Consider the following 13488-nt stretch of genomic DNA (forward strand, 5'->3'; position numbering starts at 1 on the left):
GTCGTTCAGCTCAGGTTCAGCGACGAACCGGACGCTTCTGCAATTTGCGCTGCAAGGTACGGCGGTGCATGCCCAGCGCGCGGGCCGTGGCGGAAATGTTGCCTTCGTGCTCGGTTAGCACGCGCTGGATGTGCTCCCATTGCAGGCGATCGACCGACATCGGGTTTTCCGGGACCAGACTGTCGAGGTCGGCATGCTCGGACAGGAGCGCGGCCAGAACGTCGTCGGCATCGGCGGGTTTGCACAGGTAGTTGCAGGCGCCACGCTTGATCGCTTCCACCGCCGTGGCAATGCTCGAATAACCGGTGAGGATCACCACGCGCATTTCCGGATCGAGTTCCAGCAGCTTGGGCAGCAGAACCAGACCGGAATCGCCGTCCATTTTCAGGTCCAGCGCGGCGTAATCTGGCAGATCGGCCTGGGCGATGGTCAGGCCTTCTTCCGCAGAACCGGCAGTGCTGACGCGAAAGCCGCGGCGGGCCATGGCGCGGGCCATGACGCGGGTGAAGGTCGCGTCGTCGTCGACCAGCAGCAGATGCGGCAGTTCTTCGCCTTCGACTTGGATTTCGTCACTCATGTTGGTCTCCTCGGGCGCCGTGGGGCAGGCGCAGCTCGGTGAGCGTGCCGCCTTCCTCATGACTATAGAGTTTCACTGAGCCGCCGGCGCGTGTCACGCTGGCCTTGCTCAAAAACAGGCCCAGGCCGAAACCTTTGCCCTTGGTGGTAAAAAACGGTTTGCCGATCTGCTCGGCGATGGCCAGCGGCACACCGGCGCCGTGATCGCGAATGCTGATCGTCAAAGTCTCTACGTCCCAGTCCAGCGTCACCTGGAGATTTTCCGGGCAGGCGTCGGCTGCATTGTTGAGCAGATTCAGCAAAGCCTGGGTCAGATCCGGCGGCGGCGCCATGCGCGGCACCGCACCCTGGCCAAGACGCTGGAAGCGATAACTGGCTTCCGGGCGCATCAGGTGCCAACGGTTCAACGCCTCGTCGAGCCAGTCGGTAACGTCCTGCATCTCCACAGCCAGACGCCGATTGGCCTCAGCGGCGCGGACCAGTTGCTGCAAGGTTTCCTTGCACAGCTTGACCTGATCCTGCAGCACTTTCAGATCGTCCTGCAGCAACGCATCGGGGTGATCCTGCTGCATTTCCTTGAGCAGCACGCTCATGGTCGCCAGCGGTGTGCCCAATTCATGCGCCGCACCGGCGGCCTGGGTCGCAACGGCGAGCAGCTGCTGATCGCGCAAGCCTTCTTCGCGGCGAATCGCGCGCAGCTCTTCCTGCCGACGTAGCTCTTCAGCCATGCGCGCGGCGAAGAACGTGATGACCGCAGCAGCCAGGGCAAAGCTCAGCCACATGCCGTAGATCTGCAGATTCTCACGGGCGACCGGCAGGGTTTCCAGCGGATAGAAACGCGTCAGCATCAGCGTGTACAGCGCCAGCGCGATACCGGACAGAATCACCGAATAACGCCACGGCAAGGTCACCGCCGCGATGGTCAGCGGCACCAGATAATAAGAAACAAAGGGGTTGGTCGAACCGCCGGAGAAATACAGCAGCGCACTGTGAATCACCAGATCGCAGGCCAGTTGCAGCGCGTACTCAAGCTCGGTCACCGGCCACGATGTGCGCAGGCGCACGGCAGTGAACACGCAGAGCAGAATCGAACAGCCCAGGGTCATCGCCAATTGCACCCACGGCAATGGCAACAATTGCAGCCAGTAGGCCAGACCCACGGACCCGGCCTGCGCGGCGAGCACCAGGGTGCGGATGAAAGTCAGCCGCCAGAGGTTCTGGCGAGTGGCGGAAGTCAGTTGTACGGGGGCGAGCATGAGCTCTCCTGATGAGCGCTCCAGGCGGATCGCACGGAGTATAACCAACGCGCGGGGTTCAGAGGCGAAAGTGCGGCAAACGACCACATGGCGGCGATGGAGAATTCATCTGAGTTGAAGAAGATGCCGAGGGCTATTGGCGATCAATTGTGGCGAGGGGATTTATCCCCGCTGGGTGGCGGAGCCGCCCCCAAATCATGCGACCTCATTTAACCAGACATACCGCATCAGCCGGATTTGCGACTGCTGCGCAGCCGAACGGGGATAAATCCCCTCGCCACAGAAGCACTCCCCACTGCGCGCAGGCATCTGTATAGAAGTTGTAACTGGGCGAACCGGATCATAGAAGTTAGAGTCTGATGGTTCACGCAGGCCGCGACCCATCACCTGCGCCTCATTCAAGGAGCCTTCATGCACACATTTCGCCGCAGCGCCGCCCTCCTCGCTCTGACCGTCGGCAGCGTCGCCAGCCTCCCGGCGCTGGCCGCCGATGAGCTGCACTACAACCAGATTTCCCTGCGCGCCGAAGTCAGCCAGGAAGTGGCCCGCGACCAGATGATCGTGACGCTCTACACCGAAGAGCAGAACACCGACCCGGCCAAACTCGCCGCCGCCATCAGCACCACCATGAACAAGGCCACCGCCCAGGCCAAACAAGTCAAAGACATCACCCTGCGCACGGGCAGCCGCAACAGCTATCCGATCTACGACACCAAAGGCCAGAAGATCACCGGCTGGCGCGAACGCGCCGAACTGCGCCTGGAAAGCACCGACTTCGCCGCCCTGTCCAAACTCACCGGCGAGCTGCTGACCGACCTGAAAATGGGCGGCATGGACTTCGCCATCGCCGACCCGACCCGCAAGGCCAGCGAAGACCAGTTGCTCAAAGAAGCGGTCACCGCCTTCAAGACCCGCGCCCAACTGGCCACCGACGCCCTGGGCGGCAAGGGTTATAAAATCGTCAACCTGAACCTCAACAGCAACGGATACCCACAACCGTACCTGCGCGCGCCCATGATGATGAAAGCCGCAGCCATGGACTCCGCACCAGTCACCCCGGAAGTCGAAGCCGGCACCAGCCAGGTCAGCATGACCGCTGATGGCTCGATTGAAGTGTTGATGCAGTGATTTGAGCTTGGCGGAATGAAGGACCGGCAATCAGTAAATGGTTGCCGGTTTTTTTGTGTCCGGGTTTTGTAGTGAATGATCCACCGCTTCGCGAGCAGGCTCGCTCCCACAGGTTGAACGCATTTGAATGTGGGAGCGAGCCTGCTCGCGAAGAACGATAACGCGATCTCAAGCGTGCGGATCAACCCGATCCAGCGCCCGATTCACCGCCAGCTCCGCCAGCATGATGATCTGCTGAATCGCCAGCGCCGTATTGCGCTGCGGACGACCGAGCTGATCAGCGAAATCACTGGCCAGGGTGTTGGCTGAAGTAAGGGATTCACAGGCGTGGGCGAGCAGGCTTTCGGTGTCGATGTCGGGCCGGATCAGAAACATCGTGCCGGGCGGATGGGGTTTGCCGGGTGGCGGGCAGAGATAGAAATCGAGGGCACGCTTGATGGCTTCGCGGTTCTTCGCGAGATCGTCGGCGCGCAGCGCGGCTTCAAGGGGGGTTGAGGTTTCTTCGGGTGGGTCGGGGACTGGTTTGGTCATTAAATAGCCCTACTTTGCTAAATGAACGCCATCACCTGCCGTTTCTCACGCGGCGAAGTGGGTGGCAACTATGTGCGGGGTGAGAAACCGGAAAAATAGGAAAACCGGCCAGACCGAAGTCTGCCCGCACACAGTCGCCATATCGCTATTGCAGACAACTGAAGAGCTGGCGGCAATTATGCGGACATGCGCACTGAATCACTAATTTTCCGGGTTCTCACACCCGATCGCTGAACAACCAGCGACGACCCAAGCCTAGAGAGCGGACGTCCGACGGACAACCTGAAAACCTTGTGGGAAGGTTCGGGTTATTGGGCATCGCAATTAAACAAACTCCAGCCCTCGGGGGCCTGGACGTGCCTCATCGCGAGCAGGCTCACTCCTACAAAAGCCAAGGCAAAGCAGCGCAGCTGCCCGCGGCGAAGCCGCCCCACTCCACAATGAGCGCAAGCTCGAGTACCGCTTTTGATCTTGATCCACCGGCGACGTCGGAAGGCTGAGTGGAGGGATTGATCCGGGCGTGGGAGCGCAGCGACCGTTCGACGAAGTCGAACACAGCGGAAGGAGGTGCAGCGAAGCAAACCGGAGCCGCTGCGCCCGGATCAGTCCCGGAGCGAAGGAACCCGAGCCTGCGAGGGCCGAACGCAGGAGCAAGCCTTTTGGGTTACCTTTTTGGCGTTTGAAAAAGGTGACCCGCCGTAAGGGCGGAACCGCAATCCGCAACACCCGCAGAAACGGATATACACCCAAAACCCAAGAGCCTGGTCGGCCCAAAGGCCGCCAAGGTACCACCAATCGAAACACCCAGTTGCACCAAGTAAAACTCCCCAATCCCTGCCCCAATCCACCCCACCCTGAGCCACCCCAACAACCCCTCAACCCCGCCCATCCCCAAGGGTATAAATAAGTAACACCAAGCCCCACCCAAGCGCACAGAACAAGACCGGCGCACCATTTCAGTGCCGCGAATGCACCGCAAAAACCACCCGCAAACGGTCAAATGCGTCAAAAGTTATACGGATGCGACATTAAGGTACGTTCGTGCCACCGTTTAACGCCGCCGACCGCTCTGGATCTTGCATTGGGTATGGGGCCTGCATAAGTATCCGCAGGCACGACTCACGAGGTCGTACCTCACAACTAAAAAATGACAACAAATCATGAGGCCAACATGCTTAAACACGCGGTCATTCCGTTTCTAGTCGGCGCAGGCTTGTTAGCCTCCGCACCTTTCGCCACCGCTGCGACTAACCTGGTGTTCTGCTCCGAAGGGAGCCCGGCCGGTTTTGATCCAGGCCAGTACACCACCGGAACCGACTTCGACGCCTCAGCCGAAACCATGTTCAACCGCCTGACCCAGTTCGAGCGCGGCGGCACCGCCGTGATTCCCGGTCTGGCGACCAAGTGGGACATTTCCGACGATGGCCTGACTTACACCTTCCACCTGCGTGAAGGCGTCAAGTTCCACACCACCCCGTATTTCAAGCCGACTCGTGAATTCAACGCCGACGACGTGCTGTTTACGTTCAACCGCATGATCAACAAGGACGACCCGTTCCGTAAGGCCTACCCGACCGAATTCCCGTACTTCACCGACATGGGGATGGACACCAACATCACCAAGATCGATAAAGTCGACGACCACACCGTCAAGTTCACTCTGAAAGAAGTCGATGCCGCGTTCATCCAGAACATGGCCATGAGCTTCGCGTCCGTGCAGTCCGCCGAATACGCGGCCCAACTGCTCAAGGATGGCAAAGCCGCCGACATCAACCAGAAGCCGATCGGCACCGGCCCGTTCGTGTTCAAGAGCTACCAGAAAGACTCGAACATCCGTTACACCGGCAACAAGGATTACTGGAAACCTGAAGACGTGAAGATCGACAACCTGATCTTCGCCATCACTACCGACCCATCGGTGCGTATCCAGAAGCTGAAGAAGAACGAGTGCCAGGTCACCCTTTTCCCGCGTCCGGCCGATCTGAAAGCGCTGAAAGAAGACAAGTCGCTGAAGATGCCGGATCAAGCTGGCTTCAACCTGGGCTACATCGCTTACAACGTGATGGACAAGGTCAAGGGCAGCAACGAGGCCAACCCACTGGCTGACCTGCGCGTGCGCCAGGCGCTGGACATGGCCGTGAACAAGCCGCAGATCATCGATTCGGTTTACCAGGGTGCCGGCCAACTGGCGGTCAACGCCATGCCGCCGACCCAGTGGTCCTACGACACCACGATCAAGGATGCCAAGTACGACCCTGAGAAAGCCAAACAGCTGCTCAAGGAAGCCGGCGTCAAGGAAGGTACCGAGATCGTCCTGTGGGCGATGCCGGTGCAGCGTCCGTACAACCCGAACGCCAAACTGATGGCTGAAATGCTCCAGTCCGACTGGGCCAAGATCGGCTTGAAAGTGAAGATCACCAGCTACGAGTGGGGCGAGTACATCAAGCGTTCCAAAGGTGGCGAGAACCAGGCCATGATCATTGGCTGGAGCGGTGACAATGGTGATCCGGACAACTGGCTCAACGTTCTGTTCGGCTGCGACTCGCTGAGCGGCAACAACTTCTCCAAGTGGTGCGACAAGAAGTTCGACGGCCTGGTGAAAGAAGCCAAACGCACTACCGACCAGGGCAAGCGCACCGAGCTGTACAAACAGGCGCAACACGTCCTCAAAGATGCAGTTCCAATGACACCTATCGCTCACTCGACGGTGTATCAACCCATGCGCGCCAACGTGCAGGATTTCAAGATCAGCCCATTTGGCCTGAATTCCTTCTACGGCGTCAGCGTCAGCAAGTAAGACATTGCAACGGCGGCGTTTCTGACGTCGCCGTTGCTTTATCTACCGGGAAAAAAGGAAAAGGCCTACACCCAAATCCGCCGCAGATGATTGCTTCGGTATAGGCGCGTCGACTTTTCCTACGAGCATTAAGGCAATTACGTATTTACTGCCAGAGGCACGGTGCCTACCGTCGCGTACTGACCAGTGTCTGCGTGGGCCACCGGTTTTGCCGTACGTATTGGATTGAGCTCAATGCGACCAGAAAGTCCCGGGACAGGGACCCTGACGCATTGCACAACACTAAAAAGAGGGAGCGTCATGCGCCATACCTTGATTTTTTCCGCACTGTTGGGCGCCGGCCTGTTGGCCGCCACGTCTGCAAGCTACGCCGCCAGCGACAGCCTGGTGTTTTGCTCGGAAGGCAGCCCGGCGGGTTTCGATACCGCGCAGTACACGACGGCCACCGACAACGACGCCGCCGAGCCGCTGTACAACCGCCTCGTCGAGTTTGAAAAAGGCGCGACCAATGTCGTACCGGGCCTGGCGACCAAGTGGGACATTTCCGAAGATGGCCTGAAATACACCTTTCACCTGCGTGAAGGCGTGAAATTTCATACAACCCCTTACTTCAAGCCGAGCCGCGATTTCAACGCTGACGATGTCGTGTTCACGTTCACTCGCATGCTCGATGCGCAACAGCCATTCCGCAAGGCCTATCCCACCGAGTTTCCGTACTTCAACGGGATGAGCCTCAACAAGAACATCGCCAAGGTCGAGAAGACCGGGCCGCTGACCGTGGAGTTCACGCTCAACAGCGTCGACGCCGCGTTCATCCAGAACATCGCCATGAGCTTCGCTTCGATTCTGTCTGCCGAATACGCCGACAAGCTGCTGGCCGACGGCAAGCCGAGCGACATCAACCAGAAGCCGATCGGCACCGGGCCGTTCGTGTTCAAGAGCTACCAGAAAGACTCGAACATCCGTTACACCGGTAACCCGCAGTACTGGGATCCGAGCCGGGTCAAGCTGAAGAACCTGATTTTCGCGATCAACACCGACGCGTCGGTACGTGTGCAGAAGCTCAAGGCCAACGAGTGCCAGATCACCCTGCACCCGCGCCCTGCCGATGTTGAAGCGCTGAAGGCCGACCCGAAACTGCAACTGATTTCCAAGCCGGGTTTCAACCTCGGCTATATCGCCTACAACGTGCGCCACAAGCCGTTCGATCAACTGGAAGTGCGTCAGGCACTGGACATGGCGGTGAATAAACAGGGAATTCTCAACGCTGTTTATCAAGGCGCCGGCCAACTGGCCGTCAACGCCATGCCACCGACCCAGTGGTCCTACGACGACACCATCAAGGACGCAGCCTACAACCCGGAAAAAGCCAAGGAACTGCTCAAGGCCGCCGGCGTGAAAGAAGGCACCGAGATCACCCTGTGGGCGATGCCAGTGCAGCGCCCCTACAACCCGAACGCCAAGCTGATGGCCGAAATGCTCCAGTCCGACTGGGCCAAGATCGGTCTGAAAGTGAAGATCGTCAGCTACGAATGGGGCGAGTACATCAAGCGCACCAAAAACGGCGAGCACGACGTCAGCCTGATCGGCTGGACCGGTGACAACGGGGACCCGGACAACTGGCTGGGCACGCTGTACAGCTGCGACGCCATCGGCGGCAACAACTACTCCATGTGGTGCGACCCGGCTTACGACAAGCTGATCAAACAGGCCAAGGTCGTCACCGACCGCGACCAGCGCACCGTGCTTTATAAACAGGCCCAGCAATTGCTTAAACAGCAAGTGCCGATCACGCCTGTCGCCCACTCGACGGTCAACCAGCCGTTAAGCATCCGGGTCGAAGGGTTCAAAGTCAGCCCGTTCGGCCGCAACGTGTTCTCGGGTGTCAGTATCGATTAAACCAACCGATTAGCCGCAATGCTGAGGGGAGCCGTCTACTCCCCTCACGCAAGCGCTTTGCCGAAATTCGCCCATCCGGCTTTTTGCAAACGTTTGCGATGTGTGAACGAGTTCTAAACCAATAACCGGCATACCAAAAAAAGCCGGGATAAAAAGAAAGTAAAGGAGCTTCACCCATGAAACTGAGCAGCACCGCGATACTGGCCCTGGCCATCAGCAGCATCACTGCTACCGCGTACGCCGAACCTGCAAGTCAGGAGTTCGTCCCTACCACATTGGCCGGCAGCAGCGCCCAAAGCGAGGCCAAAGGCTTTATCGATGGACAAAGCCTGGGCGGTACAACCCGTAACTGGTATGCCAACGAATTGCGTCGTCGCGACGACCGTTTCAGCTACGTGAAAAACAGTGACAAGAACACCACGCCTACCGTACGCACTCCGACGCCACGCCGGATCAACTGGGTGCAAGGCACCATCGTCAACTACACCTCGGGCTTCACCCAAGGCACCGTGGGCGTGAGCACCGAAGTCGCCGCTTATAACGCCATTGTGCTGGATCGTGATCGCAAGGACATTGCTGGCGGCTCCAACCGGACCCTGGCGGATTCCGACGGCGACGCTGTCGACCAATGGAGCAAGCTGGGTCTGGCCAATGTCAAGCTTCGTGTATCCAACACCACATTGACCGCAGGTCGCCAGAACTTCAGCACGCCGATTGTCGATGTCATCGGTAACCGTCCGCTGCCTTCGAGCTTTGAAGGTATTACCCTGCACAGCGAAGAATTCAACAACCTGTCGTTCGACGCGGGTGGCTTCGACCGCGTTTCCCCTCGTACCGAGCAGAGCCTGTCGAAATTTCGCACCGAGTATTCAGCCACTGGCGTGGAGACCGACAAGGTTTACGTTGCCGGCGTCAACTACCAACCGTTCAAGAGCCTGAAAACCAGCTTTTACGGTTCCAACGTGGAAGACTTCTGGAACCAGTACTACTTCGGCGCAACCCACGAACTGGGTGACAGCCAGGTGCTGAGCCTGACCACCGGTCTGAACTACTACAAGACCGTCGACGAAGGCAAAAAGCTGATGGGCAACATCGACAACGATACCTACTCGCTGTCGCTGGGTCTGACTCACCAGGCCCATAGCCTGACGTTCTCGTACCAGGAAGTTAACGGTAACGAGTACTTCGACTACCTGCACGAAACCAACGGCATCTACCTGGCCAACTCCCTGCTGTCGGACTTCAACGGCCCGAACGAGAAGTCGTTCCAGATCGCCTACGGCATCAACATGGCCGAGTACGGCGTACCTGGCCTGAAGTTCAATATCTACCAGGCACGCGGTTGGGGCATCGACGGTACTCACTACCGCGGCACCGCCTACACCGATCCGGGCGCCAAGCGTGGTGACCTGAGCCTGATGGACGGCGAGTCTCACTATGAATACGGTGTCGGGGCTTCCTACGCTGTGCAAAGCGGCCCGCTCAAAGCCACTGCAATTCGCGCGACGTACACCACTCACCGCGCCAGCGAACATCAGGCTGACGGCAACATCAACGAGTTCCGTCTCGTAACCACCATCCCGTTCAACATTCTGTAAAAACGCCAACCGACGGCTGACTCATGATGAGTCGGCCGTTCGGTTTTCTGTCTTCAACCGATTGCAGAGGGTTATCGATGAAAATGCTTCCCCTACGTGCGGCCATCGCGGCTGCGTTGCTGAGTGTCGCTGTCGGCGCCTCGGCCAAACCCTTGGTGGTCTGCACCGAAGCCAGCCCGGAAGGCTTCGATATGGTCCAGTACACAACTGCAGTCACGGCGGACGCTGTGGCCGAAACCATCTTCAACCGCCTGGCCGATTTCAAGCCCGGCACCACAGAAGTGATCCCGGCGCTCGCCGAGTCCTGGGACATCAGCGAAGACGGCCTGACCTACACGTTCCACCTGCGCAAAGGCGTCAAGTTTCACACCACCGAATATTTCAAGCCGACCCGCGACATGAATGCCGACGACGTGGTCTGGAGCTTCCAGCGTCAGCTGGACCCGAATCACCCGTGGCACAAACTGTCGAGCGTGGGCTTCCCCTACTTTGAAAGCATGGGCTTCAAGGAACTGCTCAAAAGCGTAGAAAAAGTCGACGACAACACGGTCAAGTTCACCCTGACCCGTCGCGAAGCGCCGTTCCTGGCTGACATCGCCATGGCGTTCTCGTCGATCTACCCGGCCGAATACGCCGACCAGTTGCTCAAGGCCAACAAGACCGGCGATCTGAACAACAAGCCGATCGGCACCGGCCCGTTCATCTTCCAGCGCTACGCCAAGGATGCGCAGGTGCGCTTCAAGGCCAACCCGGATTACTTCCGTGGCAAGCCGCCGGCCGACGCGTTGATCCTGGCGATCGCCACCGACAACAACGTGCGCCTGCAAAAGCTCAAGGCCAACGAGTGCCAGGTTGCGCTGTATCCGAAACCGGATGACATCCCGAGCATCAAGAAAGACAGCAAGCTGAAAGTCGACGAGCTGGACGCGATGACCGTTTCGTACATCGCCATGAACACCCAGCACAAGTACATGAGCGACGTACGCGTGCGCAAAGCCATCGACATCGCGTTCGACAAGGAAGCCTACGTCAACGCGCTGTTCGGCAAGGGTAACGCGTCGGTGGCGGTCAACCCGTACCCGCCGACCCTGCTCGGCTACAACCATGACCTGAAGAACCCGCCACGCGACCTCGACAAGGCGCGCGCGCTGCTCAAGGAAGCCGGGGTTCCGGAAGGCACCACCTTCACCCTGTTCACCCGCAACGGCGGCGGTCCGACCAACCCCAACCCGATGCTCGGTGCGCAAATGATGCAGGCTGACCTGGCGAAAGTCGGGATCAAGATCGACATCCGCGTGATGGAATGGGGCGAGATGCTCAAGCGCGCCAAGGCCGGCGAGCACGACATGGTCTCGGCCGGATGGGCGGGCGACAACGGCGACCCGGATAACTTCCTGACGCCTATGCTCAGTTGCGAGGCCGCCAAGAACGGCGAAAACTACGCACGCTGGTGCAACGAGAAATTCCAGGCACTGCTGGATGAAGCGCGGGCTAAAGTAGATCCGGCCGAACGCGCCGCGCTCTACGAACAGGCCCAAGTGCTGTTTAATCAGGACCAGCCATGGATCAGCATGGCCCATACTCGGATGTTCACTGCAATGCGCAACAATGTAGAGGGCTACCACATCAGCCCTCTCACCACTAATAACTTCGCCACCACCCAGGTGAAGTAGATAAGAAACGCCCGGTGCTCCTGACCTATGGAACACCGGGCACGCCTAACCGGCTGATGAGGTACCACACAAGATGTTTAGTTTTATTGCCCGCCGACTGGGGTTGTTGATCCCCACGTTTTTCGGCATCACCTTGCTGACTTTCGCGTTGATTCGCATGATTCCGGGCGACCCCGTGGAAGTGATGATGGGCGAACGTCGGGTCGACCCCGAAATGCACGCTCAGGCAATGGAACGCCTGGGGCTGAACAAGCCGCTGTATGCCCAGTATCTGGACTACATCGGCAAACTGGCCCAGGGCGATCTCGGTGAGTCGTTGCGTACCCGTGAAAGTGTGTGGACCGAGTTCACCTCTCTTTTCCCGGCGACCCTGGAACTGTCCATGGCCGCCCTGCTGTTCGCTGGCATCCTCGGGCTTCTGGCCGGGGTGATCGCGGCACTCAAACGAGGATCGCTGTTCGACCACGGGGTGATGGGCATCTCCCTCGCGGGCTATTCGATGCCGATCTTCTGGTGGGGCCTGATCCTGATCATGTTCTTCTCGGTGAGCCTGGGCTGGACTCCGGTTTCCGGGCGCATCGACCTGCTGTATGACATCGAGCCGAAAACCGGCTTCATGCTGATCGACACGCTGCTGGCCGATGACGTCGGCGCGTTCTTCGACGCCCTGCATCACCTGATCCTGCCGGCGATCGTGCTCGGCACCATTCCGCTGGCGGTAATCGCGCGGATGACCCGTTCGTCGATGCTCGAAGTGCTGCGCGAAGACTACATCCGCACCGCCAAGGCCAAAGGCCTGTCGCCGTCGCGCGTAGTGTTCGTCCACGGTCTGCGTAACGCACTGATCCCGGTGCTTACGGTTGTAGGTCTGCAAGTCGGTACTTTGCTGGCCGGTGCGGTCCTGACGGAAACCATCTTCTCCTGGCCCGGCATCGGTAAATGGCTGATCGAAGCCATCGGCGCCCGGGACTATCCGGTGGTGCAAAACGGCATCCTGTTAATCGCCTGCCTGGTGATTCTGGTCAACTTCGTGGTGGACATCCTCTACGGCTTTGCCAACCCACGCATCCGTCATCAGCGCTGAGGTCAATACCCATGAGCACTCCAACATCCTCAGTAGCCACCGCCACGTCCGCCGTGGATCAAAGCCTGCTGTACCCGTCGCCGTACAAAGAATTCTGGCAAGCGTTCTCGAAGAACAAGGGCGCCGTTGCCGGCCTGCTGTTCATGCTGCTGATCATCTTCTGCGCGATCTTCGCGCCGTGGGTCGCGCCGCATAATCCGAGCGAGCAATACCGTGACTTCCTGCTGACGCCGCCGGCGTGGCTCGAAGGCGGGCAGATGCAGTTCCTCCTCGGCACCGATGAACTCGGCCGTGACCTGCTGTCGCGTCTGATCCAGGGTTCGCGCCTGTCGTTGCTGATCGGCTTGTCGTCGGTGGTGATGTCGCTGATTCCGGGGATCCTGCTGGGTCTGTTCGCCGGTTTCTTCCCGAAAGTGGTCGGCCCGACCATCATGCGTCTGATGGACATCATGCTGGCCCTGCCGTCGCTGCTGCTGGCCGTGGCGATCGTCGCCATCCTCGGCCCTGGCCTGATCAACACCGTGATCGCGATTGCCGTGGTTTCCCTGCCGTCCTACGTGCGTCTGACCCGTGCTGCCGTGATGGGCGAACTGAACCGCGACTACGTCACCGCCGCGCGTCTGGCCGGTGCCGGTCTGCCGCGTCTGATGTTCATCACCGTGCTGCCCAACTGCATGGCGCCGCTGATCGTGCAGGCGACCCTGAGCTTTTCTTCGGCGATTCTCGATGCCGCTGCACTGGGCTTCCTCGGCCTCGGCGTCCAACCGCCAACCCCTGAGTGGGGCACCATGCTGGCCTCGGCCCGCGACTACATCGAACGCGCCTGGTGGGTGGTAAGTCTGCCTGGTCTGACCATTTTGCTCAGCGTGCTGGCAATCAACTTGATGGGCGACGGCCTGCGCGATGCGCTGGACCCGAAACTCAAGAACGCCGCCTGAGGAGATTC

General features: G+C 59.4%; 10 protein-coding genes. 7 read left to right on the top strand and 3 right to left on the bottom strand.

Annotation, left to right across the window (positions count from 1 at the left end; translation table 11 throughout):
* Positions 1-16 precede the first annotated feature (16 nt).
* Both ACYSTU_RS24160 and ACYSTU_RS24165 read right to left on the bottom strand, forming a co-directional pair.
* Positions 17-577 carry a response regulator transcription factor gene (locus ACYSTU_RS24160; protein ID WP_003221630.1) on the bottom strand — a complete coding sequence of 187 codons (561 nt, stop codon included), beginning with the start codon at positions 575-577 and terminating at the stop codon, positions 17-19.
* Positions 570-1832 (bottom strand): ATP-binding protein, encoded by a 1263-nt coding sequence (locus ACYSTU_RS24165; protein WP_136491945.1) that lies wholly within the window; start codon positions 1830-1832, stop codon positions 570-572. The genes ACYSTU_RS24160 and ACYSTU_RS24165 overlap by 8 nt, the downstream gene beginning before the upstream one ends.
* A gap of 411 nt (positions 1833-2243) precedes the next feature.
* On the opposite strand from ACYSTU_RS24165, the gene ACYSTU_RS24170 reads away from it, so the two are divergent.
* A complete protein-coding gene (locus ACYSTU_RS24170; RefSeq protein ID WP_016771714.1) occupies positions 2244-2960 on the top strand; it encodes an SIMPL domain-containing protein in 717 nt (238 codons plus the stop codon).
* A 168-nt stretch (positions 2961-3128) separates the two neighbouring features.
* On the opposite strand, the gene ACYSTU_RS24175 is transcribed toward ACYSTU_RS24170, so the two are convergent.
* Positions 3129-3491, bottom strand: a complete 363-nt coding sequence (locus ACYSTU_RS24175; RefSeq protein ID WP_499002041.1) for a DUF6124 family protein — start codon at positions 3489-3491, stop codon at positions 3129-3131.
* Positions 3492-4662: 1171 nt separating this feature from the next.
* On the opposite strand from ACYSTU_RS24175, the gene ACYSTU_RS24180 reads away from it, so the two are divergent.
* The 6 genes from ACYSTU_RS24180 (at position 4663) to ACYSTU_RS24205 (ending at position 13480) form a co-directional block, all read left to right on the top strand.
* Positions 4663-6288, top strand: coding sequence for an ABC transporter substrate-binding protein (locus tag ACYSTU_RS24180; protein WP_016771716.1), 1626 nt, complete (start codon positions 4663-4665; stop codon positions 6286-6288).
* A 300-nt stretch (positions 6289-6588) separates the two neighbouring features.
* On the top strand, positions 6589-8187 hold the full coding sequence (locus tag ACYSTU_RS24185; RefSeq protein ID WP_136491941.1) for an ABC transporter substrate-binding protein: 1599 nt from the start codon (positions 6589-6591) through the stop codon (positions 8185-8187).
* Positions 8188-8363: 176 nt separating this feature from the next.
* Entirely contained in the window at positions 8364-9785 is a 1422-nt protein-coding gene (locus ACYSTU_RS24190; RefSeq protein ID WP_136491940.1) for an OprD family porin, read from the top strand.
* Positions 9786-9862: 77 nt separating this feature from the next.
* The gene (locus ACYSTU_RS24195; RefSeq protein WP_024011590.1) at positions 9863-11458 is read left to right on the top strand and encodes an ABC transporter substrate-binding protein; all 1596 of its coding nucleotides are present in this window, start codon (positions 9863-9865) and stop codon (positions 11456-11458) included.
* A 73-nt stretch (positions 11459-11531) separates the two neighbouring features.
* Positions 11532-12542 (top strand): ABC transporter permease subunit, encoded by a 1011-nt coding sequence (locus ACYSTU_RS24200; protein WP_016771720.1) that lies wholly within the window; start codon positions 11532-11534, stop codon positions 12540-12542.
* A gap of 11 nt (positions 12543-12553) precedes the next feature.
* Positions 12554-13480 carry an ABC transporter permease subunit gene (locus ACYSTU_RS24205; protein ID WP_016771721.1) on the top strand — a complete coding sequence of 309 codons (927 nt, stop codon included), beginning with the start codon at positions 12554-12556 and terminating at the stop codon, positions 13478-13480.
* Positions 13481-13488: the final 8 nt, after the last annotated feature.

It is taken from the genome of Pseudomonas glycinis, assembly GCF_054871425.1.